Raw genomic sequence first — 24,180 nt, 5'->3', positions numbered from 1 at the left:
TATATTTTAAGAAATTTAAAGATACTTTACTCCATATAGGTGTCCTGATGCGCGATAGTTTCGGGCTGGATGATTACAAAGCGGACCAACGTCCATTCGGCTTTCACGTCGGCGCGGATCCGGTCGATAGCTTCATTGATCCCGGCCGTATCCAATTCATCTTCAAAATTCAGGATCAGCATCAGTAAAATCTCATCCGGTGATTGATAGGTGGAAAGGATGTGCATCACTTTGGTAACTGCCTTATCACGCTCAACCAGTTTACAGATCTTGATTTTGGTTTCGGGCGAGATGCCTTCGCCCATCAGCAAACTGCGGCTTTCGCGTGCAAGTATGGCCGATACAGCTACTAAAACCAATCCCACTAAGATGGAGGCTACGCCATCCAGCATCGGCATATGATATTGGTGGTTTAAAAATGTACAGATCAATACGATGAATAGCCCGGCAACAGCGGCACCATCCTCAAACAATACCAGGAAGTTAGACGGATCTTTACTCTTAACTATTGCTTCCCACCAGGGGGTTTCTCCGCGGGATTTGTTAAAGTGTTTAGCAGCTACCACCAATGAAGCCCCCTCGAAAACGATAGACAGGCCCAACACGATGTAGTTGATAGTTGGGTTGGTTAACGGCTCTGGTTCGACAATATGATGGATGCCCTGGTAAATGGAAATACCACCGCCTAAACCGAATATGAGGATAGATACGATGAACGACCAGAAGTAAAGCTCTTTACCATATCCAAACGGGTGGGTGCTATCGGGTTTCTTTTTACTTTGGTGCAGGCCTAACAAAAGCAGCAATTCGTTTACCGTATCAACAACCGAGTGGATCCCCTCTGCTATCATAGCACCGCTATTACTAATTGCGCCGGCTACAAATTTGGTGACCGCAATAAGGAGGTTGGCTATAAGCGCGCTGTAAATGGATGCTTTAGATGATGCCATATATAATAGTATGGTAATGAATTTTGCGCGTGAATGTTTGAGCGGTTTGAGATTTACCTTAGATGTAGATATTTCTTTGTTAAATTTGATAACCAAAACACTCTATATATGGACGACCCATCGCTTTGCCAACATTTACAGGCCATAATCCAGGTTAAATTAAGTGACGACCACGTTTGCGAGGAATGTGTGAAGATAGGTGCGGAGTGGTTTCATTTACGCACCTGCCAAACCTGCGGCGTAACGCTCTGCTGCGACCAGTCGGAACATCAGCACATGACCAAACATTATCATAAAGAGCAACACCCGGTTATCGCATCGGCTCAGCCCGGCGAGCGTTGGTTATGGTGCTACCCCGATGAGCAATTTGTAGAATATTGATTACCTAATTTTTTTGAAATTTGTATTCGTTCTAAATTTCAAAAAAGGCTTTATACACTCGTAAAAAGTTCATTTCGTGCAACATAGTGGGTAACTTGCACCATGGATAATTTTATGGCCGCGCGCTCGCAAATGGCGCTCTCTTTAGGCTTTCACATCATATTTTCCTGCATCGGTATGGTGATGCCCTTCTTTATGGCGGTGTCGCATTATCTGTGGCTCAAAACCAATAAACCCGTTTATAAAAATGTAACCAAAGCCTGGAGCAAAGGGGTTGCCATCTTCTTCGCAACTGGCGCCGTATCGGGCACGGTGCTGTCATTCGAGTTAGGTTTACTATGGCCGGAGTTTATGAAACACGCCGGGCCTATTTTCGGGATGCCCTTTTCATTAGAAGGGACAGCATTCTTTATAGAGGCCATAGCATTAGGCTTTTACTTATACGGATGGAACCGGTTTAACAAATGGTTCCATTGGTTTACCGGGGTGGTTGTAGGCATCAGCGGCATCGCTTCGGGCATCCTTGTGGTATCGGCTAATAGCTGGATGAACAGCCCGACGGGTTTTGATTACATCAACGGAAAATACACTAATATCGACCCGATAAAGGCCATGTTTAATCCCGCGTGGTTTTCGCAAGCGTTACACATGTCTATCGCCGCTTTTGCCGCTACGGGCTTTGCAGTGGCTGGTGTGCATGCGCTAATGATCATGCGGCAAAAGAACATCAACTTTCATAAAAAGGCATTCCGGATAGCTGCGGTTTTCGGCATCGTTGCCAGTATATTGCAGCCATTAAGCGGCGATATATCGGCCAAGATGGTAGCCAAAAGGCAGCCCGCTAAATTAGCCGCCATGGAAGCGCACTTTAAAACAGAAGAATATTCGCCACTTATCATTGGTGGCATACCCGATGTTAAAAATAAAAAAGTAGACTATGCTTTAGAATTGCCAGGTTTACTCAGTTTTATGGTACACGATGATTTTAAAACACCGGTAAAAGGTTTAGACCAGATCCCGGAGCGCGACCAGCCGCCTATTGCTGTTACGCACTACTCTTTCCAGATCATGGTGGCGCTGGGGATGCTGATGATGGGTATTGGGGTTATTTATCTGATAGCCCAGTTCAAAAAACGCAACTGGTTTGATAAGACCTGGTTTTTAAAACTATTTATTGCCGCCACCCCTGTCGGTTTTATAGCGATTGAAGCCGGATGGACGGTAACAGAAGTAGGCCGGCAACCCTGGATTATCCAGGGCATTATGCGTACTAAAGACGCTGTAACACCAATGCCGGGGATCGGCTATTCGTTTTACCTTTTTACGGCTGTGTATTTAACTTTAAGCGTGGCCGTTATTTTTCTATTATACAGGCAAATAAAAATGGTACCCGAGATTTATGATAATACTAAACCATCTACCCATTAACTATGATCAAATGATGTTATACGTTGTGATATTATTTTTGTGGCTGGCTTTGTTACTTTACCTGGTAATGGGCGGCGCCGATTTTGGTGCGGGGATCATAGAAATGTTCACCTCCAAACCCAACAAAATGCGCACCCGCCAAACCATGTATAATGCTATTGGCCCCATTTGGGAAGCTAACCACATGTGGCTCATTATCGCTATAGTAATTCTGTTTGTAGGATTCCCGGTGATTTATACCACCATGTCGACCTATCTGCATATCCCGTTGGTTATCATGCTGATGGGAATCATTGCCCGCGGCACTGCCCTTACGTTCCGTAATTACGATGCCGTGATAGACGATATGCAGAAAGTGTATAACAAGATCTTTGTATACTCCAGTTTCATCACCCCTCTTTTTCTGGGCATCATAGCAGGCAGTGCGGTATCCGGCCGGATAGATTTGCATGCGACAGACTTTATGTCGGCTTACATTTACAGCTGGCTCAATTGGTTCTCGGTTTCTATCGGTTTCTTTACAGTAGCGCTCTGCGGTTTCCTTGCCGCCATATATTTGATCGGCGAAACCAACGAAGCGTCCGAACAAAAGCGTTTTATCCGCAAAGCTAAATTAATGAATGTGGCTGCGGTAGTAGCCGGGGCATCGGTATTTGCAGCTTCAGTCGCAGAACATATCCCGCTCATTCAATGGGTATTTGGCAATATCATTGGCATTGCCGCTGTAAGTTTGGCCAGTATCTCGTTAATTTTGCTTTGGATTTTAATCTACCGGGGCAAGCGGTATATTATCCGGGTGCTCGCGGGTTTCCAGGTCACCATGATCTTATTGACCACCACTTACAAGCACTACCCTAATATTGTTATTTTGAAGAATGGTGGCTACCTGTCTCTGATCAACGATCATGGCGCCGATAAAACTATTGTCGCGTTGGGATCGGCTTTGCTGATAGGTAGTTTATTTATTCTCCCTGCGCTAGTTTACCTGGTGTGGAGCTTTCAACGCAAGCCGCAAAACATTAAAGATCAGCATTAAAGGTAATTTGTATATCACATTATCGCCGTTTCAAAATTGATACAGAATTGCATTTTATATTTGCTGGATGAAGGTACTGGCCTTAGAGGACAATAAGGAACTTGCTAAAAGCATCCACGATTTTTTATCGATGGCCGGGTACGTTTGCGAAATGGCCGAAACGATTGCCGAAGCAAAAGAAAAACTCCTCTCTTTTTCGTACGACTGCATCCTGCTGGATATTATGCTGCCCGATGGTAACGGGTTGGATGTGCTGCGTTTTATCAAGGCCGAAAAGATCAGTAGCGGCGTGCTCATCATATCGGCGAAAGAAGCCCTGGATGATAAGATAGAAGGATTGGAAGAGGGGGCAGATGATTATCTGACCAAGCCTTTTCATCTTTCGGAACTGCACGCGCGCATCCGGGCTATATATCGCCGCAAAAGCCTGGACGGCAATAATGATAAACTGGTAACCTTTAACGAAATAAGCCTGAACACCGATACTTTCGAGGCTTTCATCAACAATAATTTATTGGATATTACCCGTAAAGAATTCGATCTGCTGATGTATTTTATGGTGAACAAAAACAGGGTGCTGTCGCGCCAGGCAATAGCAGCCCACCTTTGGGGCGATTACACTGATAATTTGGCTAACTTAGATTTTGTGTATCAGCATGTTAAAAACCTGCGCAAAAAAATAAGCCTGGTTAACGGCACAGACTATATCGATACCGTTTACGGTTTAGGGTATCGTTTCAAATCAAACACACCAGAGGCATGAAACTGATTGATAAACTTACTTTATGGATAGTTGGAGTAGTGTTTTTAGTAACACCGCTAAGCATGGTCATATCGTACCGTAGTATTAAAGATAACGTTCGGCAGGCCGAGATAGCGCGCTTAAAGGATGTGAATGATAAAGTGGCCATGCAGATAAAGGCCGGCCAGCCACCACACCAATATATGCTGGACAGGCCAATTGAGATCAAGGTTGTAAAATCAATGCCCGCGCAAACTACACACACCAGCAACTACAATTTTTACAATACCGAACTTAAACGCGAAGAATGCAAACTGGATGTGATATCGTATTACAGCATCAACAACAAAGTATACAGCATATATACCTACAACTATGTAACCCGCGGGGCTGATATTTTACATGGTATGATCCAGGCGTTATTCTGGAAAATGCTATTGATAAGTATACTGGTGGCTATTTCTGCAAGGATCATATCCCGGTATTTATTGCTGCCGTTTGCCAACGCCTTAAAGATCATCCAAAACTTTAGCCTGAGGCAAAAGGAGAAGATAGAGCTGACCAAAACCAACACCGAAGAATTTAAACAACTGAACTTTTTTTTAAAGAAGATGACCGACATCGCCCTGGAAGATTATGGCCGGGTAAAGGAATTCAGCGAAAATGCATCGCACGAAGTGCAAACCCCTTTGGCCGTAATCCGTACTAAATTGGAGTTGCTTACCGAAACTGATATCCGCGAGAATCAGGCTGTATTGATTGATGATATGCACAATGCGGTAGAAAAGCTGGTTAAGATCAATCGTTCGCTACTGCTCTTGACTAAGCTGGATAATTACGAGTTTGAAACCAACGAAAGTGTTAAGTTCTGTACTATTACCCGCGAGGCCCTCCATTCTTTTGAGAACTGGATCCAGATGAAGAACCTTTCAATCACACAAAAAATCGATAAGGAAGTACACTTAAACATCCACCCTGTGTTGGCCGAAATACTGGTAACCAATCTGGTAAGTAACGCCATAAGGTACAATTTAGAAGATGGCCAAATAGATATAAAGCTCACCAAAAACGCGCTTACAATAAAAAACACAGGGCTGGCGCCTGAAATAGAACCTGAATTACTGTTCCGCCGTTTCAAAAAAAGCAATCAGTCTGCCGATAGTATCGGCCTGGGCCTTTCTATCGTAAGGCAAATTTGCAACGTGAACAAGTTCAAGGTTTGCTATACTTATGCTGATAACCTGCACATACTAAAGGTGAAATTTACAGATGAGCAGCCCGGCATAAATAAGCCGGAACCGGCAAACGTCTTTAAATTTGAAGAAAACGTAGCACTTGCGTAATATAATTGTCAAAAACGTATTATAATTAGCAATTTAGTACTAACGCTTCAAAATTGCTTCAAAAAGATGTGATACCCTTGCGTAACGATTGCTACACAGGTAACCGCAAATTTGGGGTTTTACATGAAGATACTACAACCACTACTTTATCTGTCTGCGCTACTTATAGCAGAGAGTGCACAGGCACAACAAACATTAACATTAAAAGATGCTGTGCGGCAAGCGGTTACCAACTACGGTACCGTAAAGGCCAAAGCGAATTACGCAAATGCGTCAAAGGCAAGTGCAGTACAAGCCAAACGCGATTACTTGCCCAACCTTAACATTAGTGCACAACAGGATTACGGCACCGTTAACGGCCAAAATGGCCCGCTTTACGGGTTCGGCGGTTTGGGCGTTGCATCTTCGGGCCTCCCCTTAGATCATCAAAACTGGAATGCCGCATTTGGGGCACTGTATTTAACCAACGTTAACTGGGATTTTTTCGCCTTTGGCCGCGCTAAAGAAAAGATCAAATCTGCCGAGGCCGCAGCTACAAGAGATAATAACGATTTACAGCAAGAGATCTTTCAGCAGGAAGTGCGCGTTTCCGCAGCTTATTTGAATTTATTGGCCGCTCAAAGGCTTACGGCATCGTACCGTAAAAATTTAAACCGCGCAGATACCTTCAGGCAAGTGGTCATTGCCCGCGCAAAAGGCGGATTGATAGCGGGCGTAGATTCATCGCAGGCCAATGCGGAGATCTCCGGTGCAAAAATCTTGCTAACCCAGGCATTGGATGCCGAGCAGCAACAGGCAAAAAATCTGGCCGTACTCATCGGCTCCGACAACTATAATTTCAATTTAGATAGTTTGTTCATCAACCGTGTACCGGCAAATATTACGACACCAAACACACCCGATGCCGTATCAAACCACCCTTTACTTAGCTTTTATAAAAGCCGCATTGATGTGAGCGACAAGCAGGCCGCCTACTTTAAAACTTTTAATTACCCGGTTTTTTCTTTAGTTGGAGTATTCCAAACAAGAGGATCGGGATTTAGCAATTTATACTCTGTTAACCAAAACGCTTATACCACCAACTACGGTGATGGTATCAAACCAACCCGGTCTAACTACCTCATAGGCGTGGGGGTTACCTGGAACTTAACGCAGCCACTGCGTATATCGCAACAGGTAAAGGCGCAGCGCTACATAAGCCTGGGTTTACAGGACGAGTACGATCAAACCAAATTAGAACTGAATGCCCAATTAAACCTATCTGATGCTAAGATCAGGAACGCATTATCCAACTACCGCGAAGTACCTGTGCAGATAAAGGCGGCCTCGGATGCCTGGATCCAAAAATCGGTATTATATAAAAATGGGTTATCTAATTTAGTTGATGTAACACAGGCCCGTTATGCGCTTATCCGTGCCGAAACAGACAGGGATATTGCCTATAATAATGTTTGGCAGGCATTGTTGTTAAAGGCCGCAGCCGCAGGCGATTTCAACCTTTTTATAAATGAACTTTAATCTACAATAATGAATTTAATTCGTTTTGCGCTACGTCAACCCATTACAATAATGGTATTGGTGGCCGGTTTATTATTCTTCGGGATAAAATCCGCCACTACCATCAAGGTTGATATCTTCCCTAAGTTAGATCTGCCGGTTATTTATATCTCCCACCCTTTTTCGGGTTATACACCATCACAAATGGAAGCCATGTTTGGCAAGCAGTATATCAACATATTGCTTTTCGTGAACGGCGTAAAAAGTATCGAGACAAAAAACATCCAGGGCCTTACGCTGATGAAGATCAACTTTTACGCGGGTACCAACATGGCACAGGCCGCGGCCGAGGTAAGTGCCTTTGCCAACAGGATCCAGGCTATATTCCCGCCCGGTTCTAACCCGCCCTTTATCATCAGATTTGATGCATCCACCTTGCCTGTTGGGCAAATGGTATTAAGCAGCGCCACCCGCAGTAATAATGATCTGGCCGATTTAGCCAACGTTTACGTACGAGCATCCTTCACCCAGATCCCCGGTTTGGTTGCCCCACCGCCGTTCGGTGGTAACGTGCGTACCATACTGGTTAAGGCCGATCCGGAAATGCTCCGGTCGCATAATTTAACGCCCGATCAGTTGGTAGAGGCATTAAGGATAAATAATTTAACATCCCCATCAGGCAACGTGCGTATTGGTAACACCAACTATATTACACCAACCAATACCATGATCCACTCGTTAAAAGATTTTGAAAAGATCCCGCTATTTAAAGGAGGTATTCAGAATTTATACCTGGGTGATGTCGCCAAAATAGAGGATGGCGCAGATATCACCACCGGCTATGCTTTGGTAAATGGCAAGCGTTCGGTATACCTTAACGTTGCTAAAAGTGCCGATGCATCTACCTGGGAAGTTGTTCAGAAATTAAAAAAGTCAATCCCAAAAATACAGGCACAACTGCCGCCAGATGTAAAGATCAGCTATGAGTTTGATCAATCCACCTACGTGATCAATTCCGTTAAAAGTTTAATTACCGAAGGAACTATCGGCGCAATATTGACGGGGTTAATGGTATTGATGTTCCTGGGCGACCCGCGGGGTGCGTTGATCGTGATACTGACCATCCCCATCGCTATTATCTCGTCTGTTTTATTCCTGAGCCTGTTTGGGCAAACCATCAACATCATGACGTTGAGCGGCCTGGCTTTGGCTATCGGTATCCTGGTCGATGAAAGTACGGTAACTATCGAAAACATTCACCAACACTTTGATATGGGCAAGCCTAAGGCGCTGGCCATATGGGATGCCTGTAAGGAGATCGCCTTCCCAAAATTGCTGATCCTGTTTTGTATCCTGGCGGTATTTGCGCCTGCATTTACTATGGGCGGCATACCGGGATCGTTATTCCTGCCGCTGGCATTGGCCATTGGTTTCAGTATGATCATTTCTTACTTCCTGGCTCAAACGTTTGTACCTGTAATGGCCAACTGGATCATGAAAGTGAACCATCACAAAAAACCTGATGGGCAAAACATGACCGACGGTGAAGAATTTGCGGCATCGGGCTTAGACAACGCCGGTGAGCACAATACCTGGGTACAGAAAAAAGCATTGGTTGAACATGCTGATAGCAACCATGACGGCAAGGTAGGCCGGTTTGAGCGCATCAGGCTAAGCTATATGCGCTTTATCGACAGGATAATGCCTTTTCATAAGCCTATTGTTACTGCATATATCATCATATCATGCGTGATAGCCGGATACTTCATGTACAGCATAGGGCGCGACGTTTTGCCGAAAGTAAACGGAAGCCAGTTTGCGGTCCGTCTACGCGCTGTTGAGGGCACACGTGTAGAGGGAACTGAAGCAAAAACACTTAAAGCTATAGAAGATATTAAGGCGATAACCGGTAAAGATAATATCGATATCACATCAGCCTACGTGGGCGCGCATCCACCCCTCTTCTCCATCAGCCCGATATTTTTATGGATGGCACAGCCCTCTGAAGCTGTATTGCAGGTGGGACTTAAAGAGGGTTACAAAACCAACCTTGATGAGCTGAAAGAAAAGATCAGGGCCAAAATTGCTCAGGATATGCCCGATGTAAAATTATCTTTTGAACCGATTGAGTTGACTGATAAGATCTTAAGCCAGGGCTCGCCAACACCTGTTGAAGTAAGGGTATCGGGCCGTGATAAAAAAGTGAACGAAGTTTATGCCAACAAATTGATAGCCAAACTTAAAACGATTGATTATCTGCGGGATGTACAGTTGGGCCAGTCAACCAAATACCCCTCATTAAACATAGAGATTGACAGGCAGCGTGCAGCCCAGTTAGGGGTTGATGTAAATGATATTTCGCGCTCCTTAACGGCGTCAACGTCGTCATCGCGTTACACGGATAAAAACATCTGGATAGACGAGAAATCGAACTACAGTTACGGTGTCCAGGTAGAGGTGCCCGAAAGCAAGATGAACAGTATCATTAATATTGGAGAGATCCCGGTACTGCGCAATTCGAGCCGCCCGACTATTAACGATGTGGCGACCATAACCCCCGGTACAACCTATGGCGAAAATGATAACCTGGGTGCCTTGCCGGTATTATCGGTAACAGCCAACCTTAATAACAAAGACCTTGGGTCGGCTACTAAGGATGTTAACAACGCCATTGCCAAACTTGGCGAACTGCCACGCGGTTTAAGCGTTGAACTGATTGGTTTAAGCAGTACGCTGACAGATACCATGGACAGCCTGCAAAACGGTTTGGTGGTAGCCATCCTGGTTATATTTTTGATGCTGGCGGCTAACTTTCAGTCGTTCAAAGTATCGGCAGTAGTACTGGTAACGGTTCCGGCGGTAATGTTGGGCTCTTTAACGTTGCTTCTTTTGTGCGGGTCTACCCTAAACCTCCAATCGTACATGGGTATGATCATGTCGGTAGGGGTATCTATTTCAAATGCGGTACTCTTGATTACGAATGCCGAGCAATTACGTAAGGTGAACGGCGATGCAACATTATCTGCCAAAGAAGCTGCAGCCCTGCGTATGCGCCCCATTGTAATGACAGCATTGGCCATGGTGGTAGGGATGATACCTATGGCCAGCGGCTTAGGCGAGGCCGGTGATCAATCTTCGCCACTTGGCAGGGCCGTAGTAGGCGGGCTTATCGCGTCAACCTTTGCGGCTTTGTTCATATTACCACTTGCCTTCGCATGGGGCCAGGGCAAAGCTACCACCCAAAGCGTATCGTTAGACCCGGAAGATGAAGAGAGCAAATTTTATGTTAATACAACAACTAACCTGTCATAAATTTTATGAATAAGTCATCAGCAATAAACTTTATAAAAATAGCAATGCTTGCGTTTACCCTGCAGGCCTGCGGCCCTAAAGAAGAAAAAAAAGCCGAAGTGGACGAAGCACCAGTACTTGAAGTAGTGCCGTTGAAAAAAGGGGTGTTGAGTACATCTGTTGATATACCGGGCGAACTGGTTGCTTACCAACAGGTAGACCTTTATGCCAAAGTGAACAGTTTTATTAAAAAACTGAATGTTGATATCGGCTCACAGGTACATGCGGGCGACCTGCTGGCGACCATGGAAGCCCCTGAATTTAATTCCCAGCTATCGGGTGCCCAGTCACGACTGCAATCACAGGAGGCACTATATCAATCCAGCAAGGCTACTTATAACCGTTTACTCCAAACCAGCAAAACGCCGGGTACTGTATCGCCAAATGAGCTGGACCTGGCACTTGCCAAACAAAATTCAGACCTGGCGCAATTGCAATCAGCGCGCGCGTCTTTGCGCGAAGTGGGTGATAACCGTAACTATTTACAGATCCGCGCCCCGTTCGACGGGATTATCACCGCCCGTAACGTAAGCATGGGTGCATATGTAGGCCCATCGGGTAAAGGCTCTGAGTTACCCGTATTTACCCTGCAGGAGCAAAAGAAACTGCGCCTTGCCGTTAGCGTACCTGAAAGCTACACCGGCGTTTTAAATAACAAAAGCGAAGTCAACTTTACGGTTAAAGCCTTTCCGGGACAAAATTTCACGGCCAGAGTTACCCGCTTATCCGGTGCCTTGGATGCACGCTTACGCTCACAGCGTACCGAGATGGATGTGACCAACACCGATAAAAAGCTATTGCCCGGTATGGTTGCCGAAGTACATATCCCCTTTAGCGGCGCCGATGGCACATTTATAGTGCCTGCAAAGGCAGTACTAAACTCTACACAAGGGGTTTACGTAATAAAGGTGACGGGTAACAAGGCGCATTGGGTGGCTGTAAAAACAGGCCGTACCGCCGATGATAAAACCGAAGTATTTGGCCCGCTAACTGAAGGAGACCAGATCATAAAAATTGCTAACGAAGAAATAAGAGATAACAGCGATGTGAAAACCGGCCCTGCCAAAGCCGAATAAGATACCCTACCCTACTTATGTTAAAGCCTGCAACTAACAATTGCAGGCTTTTTATTTGTAGCTCCGATATTTATCCACATTAAATTTTGGTATTGCATTTTGAGATATTTTACTTTTTCAATGCGTAAAAAGCTTTTTTTTGCAACCAAACCTTTATCAGTAAAAAATTATTGAAATTCAATACCATGCAAATGAATGGGTTATGGGATAACGTTAAACTTCTTCTAAAAAAAGTTTTGCAAGTTGATTTAAAATCCTACTTTTGCAAACCCAATCGGGAACGGGATGTAGCGTAGCCCGGTATCGCGCCACATTTGGGATGTGGAGGCCGCAGGTTCGAATCCTGCCATCCCGACAACAAGCGATACCAAGTATCAAAACCCTCTGAATCGAAAGTTTAGAGGGTTTTTTTATGCGTTATTTCTACCTTATTTAAAAAATCGAAATCTGCAAGCGTACGTTGAAATGCATTATGAAAATTCATGGATTCTGAATTTCATAACGATAGGCCTGTCATACTTTTAAGACATAACCTGGCTGATCAATGAAAATTACGGCCTTTATGAAAAGCGCCTTCTGCGGAAACCGCCGGGCCCGACCGCCCGTCGTAATTAACGGGCTGGGTAGTTTCATCGCCACGCATCAGGGTTTGTGGCAGGTCGGTTTGGGTAAGGCTGCGCAGTAACACGCTCATATTAAAACATTGGCGCACAACCAAATGCGTTACCCCATTGGCAATTTGCAGTTTCCCCGCTACCATCAGGAGTTTTGATTGCACAATCTCTTTGCGATATTTATCAAACAGCTGCTGCCAAACTACCAGGTTGGCTGAACCTGTTTCGTCTTCGAGCGTCATAAATAATACACCTTTGGCGGTGCCGGGGCGTTGGCGTACGGTGATAAGACCGGCCAGGCGCACAAAGCTGCCGTCTTTATAATTAGCCAGGTCACTAACGCGAACGTTCCGTAAGCGGGTTAATTGAGGGCGTACCAGGCTTACCGGATGATCTTTCAACGAAAGGCCGGTAGAAACATAATCCTGTACCACATGCTCACCACGGGTCATGAGCGGCAAGGGTACGGTATCTTCCAGCAACGTTTCAGAAATTTGTCCGTCAAACAAACCAATAGGCCGGTCGGCCAAAGCAGATACCTCCCATAAGGCCGTGCGGCGGTCGGCACCTATCGATCTGAAAGCGTCAGCATCGGCTAACTTTTCCAGGGCAGCTTCAGGTACGCCCACCGAGCGAAGTTGATCAACATGAATATAACCCTTATCGCGCATCGTCACCAAGGTAAGCATGTCCTCTTCCCGCAGCCCTTTGATCTGCCGGAAACCTAAACGGACCGCGTAATATTTACCGTCTTTTTGTTCGAGTGTATTATCCCACTCCGAATAATTAACATCTGCAGGTAAGATGTTTACCTGGTGATTACGGGCGTCCTGGACGATTTGTGCGGGCTGATAAAAACCCATAGGCTGGCTGTTGAGCAGCGCGGCGCAAAAAGCATCCGGATAATGACATTTGAGCCATGAGGAAATATAAACTAACAGCGCGAACGAAGCCGCATGGCTTTCCGGGAAACCATAGCCCTCAAAACCCTGCAATTGCTTAAACACCCGCCGTGAGAAGTCTTCTTCATAACCGCGCTCCATCATGCCATCAACCATTTTCTTTTCATACATATGTAGCTTGCCATTGGCTTTAAACGAGGCCATACTTCGGCGCAGCTGATCAGCTTCACCCGGCGTGAATCCCGCCGCAACAATGGCTATTTCCATTGCCTGCTCCTGAAATAGCGGGACGCCCATTGTCCGTTTCAAGATTTCTTCCAGCTCAGGTTTGGGATATTCCGGTATTTCCAGCCCATCGCGTCGCCGTAAATACGGGTGCACCATATCGCCCTGTATCGGGCCGGGCCGTACAATAGCCACCTCTATCACCAGGTCATAAAAACAGCGGGGTTTTAAGCGTGGCAGCATGGACATTTGCGCCCTGCTCTCTATTTGAAACACACCGATGGTATCCGCTTTGCAGATCATATCATAAACAAGCACATCATCCTGCGGTACATTAGCCAGAGTAAGTTTGCGGCCGTAATGCTGCCAAACCAGATCAAAAGCCTTACGGATCATGGTTAGCATACCCAATCCCAAAACATCCACTTTCAAAATCCGGAGGTCTTCCAGGTCATCTTTATTCCACTCTACCTGCGTACGGTTTTCCATCGTAGCATTCATCACCGGGCAAAGGTCAGACAGCTTGCCTTCGGTAATAACAAAGCCGCCAGTATGTTGACCGAGTTGCCGTGGAAAGCCGATTAGCTGGCTCACGAGTTGCAACACTTTCAGGATCAGTGGGTCTTTAGGGTTTAAACCTTGCTCCCGCAAACGGGTTTCATCAAAACCCTCTTCCCTAAAACTCCAGATCGTCCCCCCTATGCGTTTTATGGTATCTTCAGATAAGCCCAAGGCTTTACCCACATCGCGGATGGCGCCTTTGTGCTGTTCCTGCATCACCGTAGCTACAATAGCCGCCCGGTCACGGCCGTAATCATTATATATAAACTGGATGATTTCTTCCCGCCGCTCATGCTCAAAATCCACGTCTATGTCTGGCCATTCATCCCGCGCATCAGACATAAAACGGGAAAACAGCAAACGTGATTTAGCCGGATTAACGGCGGTAATACCTAAACAAAAACAAACTGTAGAATTTGCTGCCGAGCCCCGCCCCTGGTGCAGGATACCGAGCTCTTCTGCTTTTTGGGTATAATGGTAAACCCGCAGGAAATACCAGGCCAATTTGCGCTTTTCGATAAAGGCCAGTTCAAATTCAATTTGTTCCTGCTGTTTTTGGGGGATCGGGTCACCAAAACAGACTTTCGCGCCTGCCCAGGTCAGTTGCGTTAACCGTTGTTGCGTTGTAAGGCCCTCTACCAATACTTCTTCAGGCTCCAGATACTTGAGTTCATCTAATGAAAAAGTGCAGGAACCGGCAATAGCTTTCGCATTGTTAATTGCCTGCGGATATTTTATAAATAAACGTTCTATTTCGGCCAATTCTTTTAGATGGCGCTCGGCATTAGGATGCAAATGAAAGCCCGCAGTATGAATGGTACATTTCTCGCGGATACAAGTAAGCACATCCTGTAATTCCCTGCACGAGGGCTGGTGATAATGCACATCACCGGTAGCCACTAAAGGCACGCCCGTTTCCATCAGTCTAAACAACCGTTTGGCATCCTGGCCCTGGTAATTAAAAGAAGCGGAAACGTATAAGGCCCGCCCAAAATGTGCCTTATATTCATCTAAATCATTTAGAAATTCGGCGTCAAATTCAAATTTGCTGTTTAATTTTTCTGGCGGCACAGCAATAAACAGCACATCCTTTGCATGTTCATAGATATCTTTTTTGTAAAGTTTGCATTCTCCTTTTTCTGCCCGCAGATTACCCAAAGTTAATAAAGCGGATAAACGCCCGTAAGCTGTAATATTGGTAGGATACGCCAGTAAACTTGTCCCATCCACCAAGTCTAAACGGCAGGCCGGTATAAACTGAATCCCAGCAGCTTTAGCGGCCATATGGGCACGCACAATTCCGGCAAAAGAATTACGGTCGGTTATGGCGATAGCAAAATACCCTAATGCCGCTGCCTGATCTGCCAGTTCATGGGGGTGCGAGCCGCCGCGCAGAAAACTAAAGTTAGAGGTGACTTGTAACTCGGCGTATTCCATCAGGCAAAATATCCATGTAAATACCATTGCGCATCGCCGCCATCATAATGCCCTGAACGGAACACCCAATAGCGGCAGCCTTCGCTGTCTTCAACTATATAATAATCCCTGTGCTGGCCGCTATCCTGCCACCACTCCCGCCCTATACGTTCGGGGCCGTCGGCTTTGGCAATCGTATGCCGTTTACCTTTATGTACAAAAAGTTTGGGTGGATGATCGGGCACCAAGGCCATTACTTCAATAGTTTCGGGTTGGTTTAATAAACGAATAGGGCGTGGTAACGCCGACCAAGCTGTTTGCGGCTGTTCGTCTAACGAAACGGCCAGTTTAATCGAGCGTTCGGGCCAATGGCTTTCTGCCGGTAAAAATCGTTGAATGACATTAGCACCAACCTTACCGGCAATACGGTCAAGTAATTCGGCAAGCGAGGTATCACCCAATCCTTTAGCTTCGGCCCAAAGCTGCTCCTGCACCACATCCATTTCTTCGGTACGCGTGGCTTCCATTATAAATAGCTCAATCCCGAGCGCTGGTTCTATCTTATCAATTTGCAGCCTGAACAGCCGTAACAGGTGGCTAACGCTATGCGACCCTTTGGTTGTTGTGATACCAACCTGCACTTTACGCCCATCAATACGGTGGCATTTTAAAATAGCTTTACGGATACCCAAACCATCTGATTGCAGGCGCAGGCAAAGCATTTCCAGTAATTTTTCAATAGCGATCTCAATGCCCGGCACAGTCCGTATAGGCTCTAAGGAGGGCAACCGTTCGGTGTAGGGAACTGGTGGTACCAAGGCTTCGGGATATTCATCAACGCGGCCCAATGCCTGGTCGATACGTAAGAGTAAGTTGGTACCAAAACGGCGGCGCAGGCTTTGCGGGGCAATATCCAGTAGCGGGCCGATATTCCGAAAACCTAATTTTTGCAGTTTTTCTAAAATCTCCGGCGGTAAGCGTAAAGCCGCCGGCGGCAAACCGGCAATCGCCGATGCTTGCTCACCCGAGCCAATAATAGGTCGGCGGGCCGCATACCGGGCCACTGCCCACGCTGCTCCTACCGTATCGGCAATAGCGGCCCGGGCATCAAAACCCGCTGCCCTTAATTTCAATACAATTTCTTTTAGATACTCCCTTTCGCCACCCCACAAATGCGCGCAACCAGATATATCCAGCATCAAACCATCCGGCAGGTTAAGCGAAACTATAGGGGTGTAACGAATACAGCCCAAACCAATTAACCGTAAAAGATTAGCGGCCTGGCCGGACACGGCATCAATAGCCAACAGGTCCGGAACAGCCGATCTTGCATCCGCCACCGCCATCCCGGTAAAAGCACCTTCCTTTTCAGCAGCAGCGCTGGCAGCGGTAATAATAATTTTATTCTTGACCGGTGCCACCAATACAAACGGCACATCTTTTAATTCCGGCCGCCGCCGCGCCAGCCCGTCTGTCAGCAAATGCCCAAACCAAATAGCCATAAAACGTTTCTGCATCGCTCAACCTACCTGCCTTTCTTCATTAATGATGAGCTCTTTAACTGGAACGAAACACCCATCCTGCCACTCCAGTTGCCAGCTCCCTGTATGGCCATTACGTACTTTTAGCAAATCTACCTGCCAGCGCAAAAAGCCCAGGCCGGGTAACCCATCCAGTTCCGTACTCGGTAAAGACTTTATCTGCCATCTTGCCGCACATGCCGTTGAGCTTAACTTATCCGTAGCATTTCGTAATACAAAACCCGTCACCCGGCTACTTTCGACCGCCAGCTGAAAACGACGCGATTGTTTGAAATCCATTTCCCGCAGCTCACAAACCACAGCAGTGAGCCCCGTACATTTCAGTGCTTCTTCCATAACCCAAAGCGCATCCTTGTCTTTATGTAAAGTGATAAAGATAACCTGGTGCGGTGCCACACCAAAAGCAGCCAATGCCGGTGCATATAAACGCCGGGCACGCCCTATCCAAACACAAACACCACCTGTTTGTATCAATAAAGATAAGACTGCGCTTACAAAGCCGCCGGATGCGGCAGCCTGCTCTATGGAAGCGCACACCAATTCATGGATACAGTTTTTAGGAAATACACCGTTGGGGAAAACATGCTCTAAAGCACCAAGGCCCAATTGTTCATAACGGCCAGATACTGGTGGTTTATAACCTTCCCAGTGCAGTAAATCCTGCCTCAATTTGCCAATGACCTGTTGCCTGTTTTCCATATGCTAAAAACAATTACAAACATAATGCTAAAAATATTAGCATTCACAGATTGTTAATAAATAATTTGCATAGGGTAGCTAACAGTAGAAGCTGTTAAACAACCTCATTAGTATTCGGCCTTTAATCAAGCAAAGTGATGCATTTAGCTTGCCACACTACCGGAGGAGTAGCGAATTAAAAAAGGGGAAACTTGCGGCGGCAGGGTGTATCGCGACTAATATATTCCAGAGAAAGGCATCTTGTTTTTTACTTAGTGTTTTCATTACCGGCCAATTTCGGATTTGCATGAATGTCCCGCATGATTTTTACTAATTTGTTATAAATTTCCTTAGTTTCTGCACTGACCAGTTTGTGGGTTAGCACTTTTGCATCCTGATGTGGTCGGCTAACAAGTGCTACAATAATGAGAATAAGGATAGCGTAAATTTCATCAGTTGAACATTTTTTTATAATTAATTTCTTAACGCAATATCTCAATTATTCACCTTCTTTTTCATGTTCACGTAGCTCGGTAATCATTTGTAAGATTCGATCATTATTGGCTATAATCTGCGCCTGATATTTGAAGGTTTTTTCGTCAATGCTTTTATAAATCAAATTATAGGTTTCTATCCGTAACAAACAATAAGCCTTTAACTGTGCATTACGATGATGAAACCGATAGGGTATATTCAGTTTATCTGCTTCGTCAAGCAATTTTAAGTTCTCTTCCCAATACGGCACACCTTTGTATTTTATTTCATAGGCTATACGATATTTGTTCCTGCTGGCCGTATCCGTAAGTATGTTAAGTGCCTTCGTTTCTGTTTTTACGAAAGTTTGCATACTGGCGTCATATTTACCCAAATCATTAGGTATGTGGGCCAAGGCAAAGTAAACAGCAACCAAAATCACTATTGATGAGATAGCAACAGACTTATTTTCTATATCCTCAATATTATCATAGTCTGTACTTTTTAGGCTCGGTATAAAAGCATAACCAATAACGATACCGCTTAATAACCCTCCCACATGCGCGGCATTATCAATACCTGCCTTAAAGCCATTTAATAAGTTAAACACAACAAATACACCTATACTTGTAAGTAGTGGTTTACGTGATTTTTTATCAATTAGGTTGGTAGTAAGCAAAGCCAGGAAAACACCATATAAACCAAATATAGCACCCGAAGCGCCGGCACTTATAGTAAGCTGATGCCATGCCAAACTGGTAGTACTGGCTACAATGCCGATTAACAAATAAGCTGCAACAAAACGCTTGCTACCAAGATATGGCTCTAATAATATACCAATGTAAACTAAAGCGTACATATTAAATATCAAATGCAATATACCAATATGTAAAAAGCAATTTGTTACCAAACGCCACCATTGACCATCTAAAGTTATCGGCCTAAAATTCGCCCCCCAGCTAATCAGACTGGTATTATCGGGCGTTAATATGTTAACCCCTGCCAACAACATCATCAAAAAGATTGCAATATTTATATTGATGAGAAGCGGGGTTATATAATAACCGTGTGTTGGCCGGAAAATAGAAAATAAGTTCTTTATCTTATCCGTAGTAGTAGGCGGCGGCATGTTCAGGATATCTTCCTCTTCAGGCAAAAAAGTTTCGCACAATTCATTATAGCGGCTTTCTATCTCTTCTAACGATAGGCTCAATTTTAGCTCGTTAAAAACGGATATGAACGCGCGGATAAACTTTTTATTTTTACCGAGGTCGAACATTTCAGAACCTGTTGATTCGCTTTTTAATATTGCATATCCATCTGTTATCTTTATTTCAATAGCAGCGTTAGTAGCAAAGATCCCTTTATTTGTATAGGCAATAATTCCGTTAGGGCTTACATAATCAACCCGCCACTTCAACGTTTCTATAGCTTCAATAGCAAGTACAATAAATTGCTGTTGGTTAAGGTCGTCAAGCGGTAAATTCTCAATGTGTTTTGGTGTAAATCCTATAGCCATTAATTATGATAGTATTGGTTTGCTAAATATATTACAAAACATACGTATAAATAAAAACTATTCTAATATGCCCTATAGCTTATTCTGTAGCTGATATTGCTATTACTACACTAAAAACAAATACCTCCTATGCAATTATTACTTTTATTTACAGCATTTGGGCCAGTGTAATACACCATTAATTAACACAAAACATCCAGCCCTAACATCTGTTGGTTAAGTTGACAACTATCTATAATTATATAAAATGAGCATCAAAAATAAAATAGCATTGGTAACCGGCGGTAGCCGCGGTTTAGGCAGGAATATGGCTATCAGCCTGGCCAAAAAAGGCATAGATGTGGTGCTTACTTATAACACCAATAAAGAAGAGGCAGATAAGGTGGTGGCAGAGATTCTGGCTATGGGGCAAAAAGCGATTACCTTTCAGTTAGATGCCGGTAATATCAAATCGTTCGATGGCTTTTTGAAACAGGTTACCGGATATTTAAATGAGCAAAATGGCAGCACCAATTTCGATTTCCTGATCAACAATGCAGGAACGGCCCTTTATGCGCCTTTTGCCGAAACTACTGAAGAGCAATTTGATACGGCTTTAAATATTCATTACAAGGGTGTATTTTTCCTGACCCAAAAATCGTTGCCGTTTATTAACGATGGTGGCCGGATAATTAATATCTCGTCAGGGCTTGCGCGGGTGTCATTTCCCGGTTCATCGGCTTATGGATCTATGAAGGGTGCTGTTGAAGTGCTTACCCGGTTTTTGGCAAAAGAATTAGGCCCAAGGCGCATAGCAGCTAACGTTGTAGCGCCCGGTGCAATTGAAACCGATTTTGGTGGCGGCCGCACAAGAGATAATAAAGAAATTAATGCACACATAGCAAGTATTACCGCATTAGGCCGTGTGGGTTTGCCGGATGACATTGGCGGAGTTGTTGCATTTTTATGTACAGAAGATGCCGGATGGATTAACGGGCAACGAATTGAAGTTGCGGGGGGAATGAGTTTATAAAGCGTTAGCGTTAAAGGGCTTTAGCTAAACTTAATAAAAAAGGCTGTGTCATAGATTATGACCAGCCTCTTTTTATTACCGGAGTTACGATTACTTTGCTGCAATCTGCCCGGATATCAGCGTGGCGGCCAGGCGGTCATCCAGGTTATAAATATCCTTTCGGAAATTCAAACGGTTATCCCTGTCTGTAAATGCGGTAAAATAAGCAATAAATACCGGCACCTTTTTCTTTAGGGTGATATATTGCTCTTTACCCGCATGCATCGCCTTTTTTATCGTTGCGGGGCTCCATTTGGCGCTATCGGCTAAAAGGAAATTAGCCAGTTTAGCCGGTTCGAGCACACGGATACAACCATGACTAAAGGCCCTTGAGGTTTCGCCGAACAATGATTTTGAAGGGGTATCATGCAGGTAAATATTATAACTGTTAGGGAACAGGAATTTAACCAGTCCCAATGAATTTGCTTCACCTGGTTTTTGCCTTACCACCGGCAAACCATCTTCCTTACTGGTTATTTCCATACGGTGGGCGCTTAAATAATTACTATTGCGTTTGATGCCGGGCAGAACCTCATTGCGTACAATACTTGGCGGCACATTCCAATAAGGACTAAAAACAACATATTTGATATCGCCAGAAAATATGGTTGTTGGGTGTGTGGTTTGGCCCACCACTACATTACAATTCCATAAAAGGCTATCGGCATGGTATACATGCAGCTGAAACTCCGGGATGTTTACCGCCAGGTAATCGCCGCTTATGGTAACCGGCAACCAACGGCTGCGCTCCATATTCACAAGTATTTGCATAATGCGCGTTTTAAGCGGAACGTTCATAGCTGCCAATGTACCGGCATCAACCGCACCGCTTGCGGCAAGCCCGTTTCTGCGCTGAAAGATCTTTACGGCAGCTTTTAAACTTGTATCGTATTTACTACTTAGGGTGTCGCCCTTATAATCCTCCAGCAAGTATAACCGGCGTTTTACCTGTTTAACAGCCAGGCTGCTATCCCCTGTCTTTAGCTTTTTTGTGGTAATGGGCAACCATTTTTCGGCAGTATCTAAAGCGCGGTATTTTTTCAGGAAGCTCTTCAGCAAATCATACTGACGGTAAACCGGTTCATCAGCCTGTTGCTTTGCGGGCTTTTTTAACAAACTATCCAGATACTGGTTATAATTCACTTTTTTTCGGGGCACATTCCAGCCGTTAGCTTTACTAACTGATGCATCTTCGCCATCATAAACCATCTTAGCAAAGGCAAAATACTGCGAGGTTAGCATCAGGTCGAGCGTCAGATCAGGTTTTGTCGATTTTGATTTAGCACCCGCACCATTCAATAGCGAATCAAGCGTTTTTTTATAGGGGATCTGTTTATAAACACCATCGTTCTCCAGGTTCATTACCCGGTTAGCCAGGTTATTTGCTTGTTCTATCACCTGCCCGTTTTCATACCAGGCGTAAGCAAACTGCCTGTTGCGATAAAAGCTCTTCACCTGATCACCGTATGCTTTCAGATCCGGATAATGTGTAAAGAAGCTATCTACCTGGTTACTATCCAGTTTCAGATCAACCTGCTGACTAAAACTGCCGGGAATGGTGTTATCCCAATGTTTTTTAGCTTTTTTGCGCGCAGGCTTTTTAGCTTCCTGGTTACATGCGCAAATAAATAGGGCAACTACAAATAACAACGATATGATCGATCTGTAACGGTTAATATTCATGACAGGCTAAGATAGTTTTATTATTGCGAACCAAGGCGATCTAATAGCGTTACCACCAGTTATGTTTATTTATTTAAAAATATGAATTTACGTAAACGGGCATGCTTTGGTTATTGAATTACTTTATATCGATCAAAAAATACGGCTATATTCACATAATTTTAAAACCAACACGAACAGGATTGGATGAGTGGTAAAGAAGGAGAAAAAGATGCAAAAAGGAAAATGCGTTATATGATATATATCGCACTAATCATTGCTGCTTGTATCAGTATACTCATCGTATCACTACTTCATCCTTTTAATAGTAATCCGGGCAAGATAGCAGCCGGAATTAAGCCAACAAATGCAAACTCTTTAGACGCTACGCCGCGTCTAACCTCTGTAAATGCCTGGAAGGCGCCTGGTGAAAATACCATACCAAAGGGTAAAGCGGGTGAAACCATTAAATATGGCCGCGAACTTTTGGCCCATACTGCTCAATATTTTGGGCCAAAAGGTAGCGTCGCACAAATTACCAACGGTATGAATTGCCAAAACTGCCACCTTGATGCCGGCACTAAGCTATTCGGGAATAACTTTGCAAGCTTTATTTCCGGCTACCCCAAACTGAGTAACCGCAGTGGCAGGATGGCGAAACCCGCCGAAAGGATTGCTGAATGTTTTGAACGCAGCCTTGCCGGTAAAGTGCCGGATACGGCAGGCAAAGAAGTGCAGGCCATACTATCTTATATGAAATGGTTGGGCCGCGATGTTAAAAAAGGGCAGGAAATGTTTGGTAATGCTACCGAAAAGCTACCTTTTTTGGATGAAGCGGCAGACCCGGCTAAGGGGAAAATAATTTTTGCAGCAAAATGCCAAAGCTGCCACGGGGAAAAAGGAGAAGGTGTGCATGCTACCGATCAAATCACTTACACCTATCCCCCGTTATGGGGTAAAAATAGTTATAACGATGGTGCGGGCATGTACCGGTTGGGGAATTTTGCGGGGTTTGTAAAAAATAACATGCCGTTGGGTGCTACTTATCAAAACCCACAACTAACAAATGAGGAAGCCTGGAATGTTGCTGCCTTTGTAAACACGCAACCCCGCCCGCATAAAGACCAGCAAAGGGATTGGCCCGACCTGATGAAAAAACCTATCGACTTTCCGTTTGGGCCATATATAGATACTTTTAGCGAAAAGCAGCATAAGCTTGGCCCGTTTAAACCTATTAAAAACGCTCAAAAATAACTGACTAATAAAAGAATATAAACAAACACAAACCATGAAAAAGCTATTCAAATTTACGCTGGTAATTATTGCCCTGTTACTGATCAAGCCTGTTATGGCGCAAAATTTCAAAGGGGCCGAAGCAACCAAGGCCCATTACAAAGCCATTTATTACCTGAACAGTAACGACCCTGCAAAAATTAAAGCCACTCTACGTAATATGGATAATGCTATGGATGATGCCCGCCTGAAAGGCAAGATAGAATTGGAACTGGTGGTTTTTGGTGACGGCACAGCCACATTTATGAAGGAAAACCCTTATGAAGAAACTTTGCTGGCCTTACAAAAAAAGGGGGTGATACTATCGCAATGCAATAATACGATCAGAGAGCGCCAAATTGATACAGCTACTTTATTCCCGTTCATTAATTACGTACCGAGCGGTAACGGCGAGATCATTATACGCCAGCAGGAAGGCTGGGCAGCAGTGCACCCATAGT

17 protein-coding genes and 1 tRNA gene are annotated in these 24,180 nt (G+C 44.7%); 12 read left to right on the top strand and 6 right to left on the bottom strand.

What is annotated here, in order from left to right:
- Positions 1–26: 26 nt before the first annotated feature.
- A complete protein-coding gene (locus IDJ76_RS02435; protein WP_191160366.1) occupies positions 27–950 on the bottom strand; it encodes a cation diffusion facilitator family transporter in 924 nt (307 codons plus the stop codon).
- A gap of 108 nt (positions 951–1,058) precedes the next feature.
- Between IDJ76_RS02435 and IDJ76_RS02430 the strand changes: the two genes are divergently transcribed.
- From IDJ76_RS02430 to IDJ76_RS02390, 9 genes are all read left to right on the top strand, one after another.
- Positions 1,059–1,331, top strand: a complete 273-nt coding sequence (locus IDJ76_RS02430; protein ID WP_191160364.1) for a UBP-type zinc finger domain-containing protein — start codon at positions 1,059–1,061, stop codon at positions 1,329–1,331.
- A gap of 102 nt (positions 1,332–1,433) precedes the next feature.
- Positions 1,434–2,759, top strand: a complete 1,326-nt coding sequence (locus IDJ76_RS02425; RefSeq protein ID WP_191160362.1) for a cytochrome ubiquinol oxidase subunit I — start codon at positions 1,434–1,436, stop codon at positions 2,757–2,759.
- Positions 2,760–2,772: 13 nt separating this feature from the next.
- On the top strand, positions 2,773–3,795 hold the full coding sequence (locus IDJ76_RS02420; protein ID WP_191161196.1) for a cytochrome d ubiquinol oxidase subunit II: 1,023 nt from the start codon (positions 2,773–2,775) through the stop codon (positions 3,793–3,795).
- A 67-nt stretch (positions 3,796–3,862) separates the two neighbouring features.
- Positions 3,863–4,558 (top strand): response regulator transcription factor, encoded by a 696-nt coding sequence (locus IDJ76_RS02415; protein WP_191160360.1) that lies wholly within the window; start codon positions 3,863–3,865, stop codon positions 4,556–4,558.
- Complete coding sequence (locus IDJ76_RS02410) at positions 4,555–5,880, top strand: sensor histidine kinase (protein WP_191160358.1); 1,326 nt, start codon at positions 4,555–4,557, stop codon at positions 5,878–5,880. The genes IDJ76_RS02415 and IDJ76_RS02410 overlap by 4 nt, the downstream gene beginning before the upstream one ends.
- 123 nt (positions 5,881–6,003) lie before the next feature.
- Positions 6,004–7,398, top strand: a complete 1,395-nt coding sequence (locus tag IDJ76_RS02405) for a TolC family protein (protein WP_191160356.1) — start codon at positions 6,004–6,006, stop codon at positions 7,396–7,398.
- Positions 7,399–7,407: 9 nt separating this feature from the next.
- On the top strand, positions 7,408–10,689 hold the full coding sequence (locus IDJ76_RS02400; RefSeq protein WP_191160354.1) for an efflux RND transporter permease subunit: 3,282 nt from the start codon (positions 7,408–7,410) through the stop codon (positions 10,687–10,689).
- A gap of 5 nt (positions 10,690–10,694) precedes the next feature.
- Positions 10,695–11,804 (top strand): efflux RND transporter periplasmic adaptor subunit, encoded by a 1,110-nt coding sequence (locus tag IDJ76_RS02395; RefSeq protein ID WP_191160352.1) that lies wholly within the window; start codon positions 10,695–10,697, stop codon positions 11,802–11,804.
- 281 nt (positions 11,805–12,085) lie between these two features.
- Positions 12,086–12,159: transfer RNA gene (locus tag IDJ76_RS02390), tRNA-Pro, on the top strand.
- A gap of 186 nt (positions 12,160–12,345) precedes the next feature.
- Here IDJ76_RS02390 and IDJ76_RS02385 read toward each other — a convergent pair.
- The 4 genes from IDJ76_RS02385 to IDJ76_RS02370 all read right to left on the bottom strand — a co-directional run bounded on the left by IDJ76_RS02385 (position 12,346) and on the right by IDJ76_RS02370 (position 19,734).
- Entirely contained in the window at positions 12,346–15,543 is a 3,198-nt protein-coding gene (locus IDJ76_RS02385) for an error-prone DNA polymerase (RefSeq protein ID WP_191160351.1), read from the bottom strand.
- Positions 15,543–17,039 carry a Y-family DNA polymerase gene (locus IDJ76_RS02380; RefSeq protein ID WP_191160349.1) on the bottom strand — a complete coding sequence of 499 codons (1,497 nt, stop codon included), beginning with the start codon at positions 17,037–17,039 and terminating at the stop codon, positions 15,543–15,545. Before IDJ76_RS02380 ends, IDJ76_RS02385 begins: the two co-directional genes overlap by 1 nt.
- A 3-nt stretch (positions 17,040–17,042) precedes the next feature.
- A complete protein-coding gene (locus IDJ76_RS02375; RefSeq protein ID WP_191160347.1) occupies positions 17,043–17,762 on the bottom strand; it encodes an ImuA family protein in 720 nt (239 codons plus the stop codon).
- 478 nt (positions 17,763–18,240) lie between these two features.
- A complete protein-coding gene (locus tag IDJ76_RS02370; RefSeq protein WP_191160345.1) occupies positions 18,241–19,734 on the bottom strand; it encodes a rhomboid family intramembrane serine protease in 1,494 nt (497 codons plus the stop codon).
- A gap of 247 nt (positions 19,735–19,981) precedes the next feature.
- Here IDJ76_RS02370 and IDJ76_RS02365 point away from each other — a divergent pair, with 247 nt between their 5' ends.
- Positions 19,982–20,746, top strand: a complete 765-nt coding sequence (locus tag IDJ76_RS02365; RefSeq protein WP_191160343.1) for an SDR family NAD(P)-dependent oxidoreductase — start codon at positions 19,982–19,984, stop codon at positions 20,744–20,746.
- A 90-nt stretch (positions 20,747–20,836) separates the two neighbouring features.
- Here IDJ76_RS02365 and IDJ76_RS02360 read toward each other — a convergent pair whose 3' ends face one another.
- Positions 20,837–22,468, bottom strand: coding sequence for a L,D-transpeptidase family protein (locus IDJ76_RS02360; protein WP_191160341.1), 1,632 nt, complete (start codon positions 22,466–22,468; stop codon positions 20,837–20,839).
- Positions 22,469–22,654: 186 nt separating this feature from the next.
- Here IDJ76_RS02360 and IDJ76_RS02355 point away from each other — a divergent pair, with 186 nt between their 5' ends.
- Entirely contained in the window at positions 22,655–23,701 is a 1,047-nt protein-coding gene (locus IDJ76_RS02355; protein WP_191160338.1) for a c-type cytochrome, read from the top strand.
- A 34-nt stretch (positions 23,702–23,735) separates the two neighbouring features.
- On the top strand, positions 23,736–24,179 hold the full coding sequence (locus tag IDJ76_RS02350; RefSeq protein ID WP_191160336.1) for a DsrE family protein: 444 nt from the start codon (positions 23,736–23,738) through the stop codon (positions 24,177–24,179).
- The last annotated feature ends 1 nt before the right edge of the window (position 24,180 follow it).

This window comes from Mucilaginibacter glaciei (assembly GCF_014773245.1).
Taxonomy (GTDB): Bacteria; Bacteroidota; Bacteroidia; order Sphingobacteriales; family Sphingobacteriaceae; genus Mucilaginibacter; species Mucilaginibacter glaciei.
The sequence above is the reverse complement of the archived record's forward strand: the minus strand, read 5'-3'. Positions and strand labels throughout refer to the sequence as shown.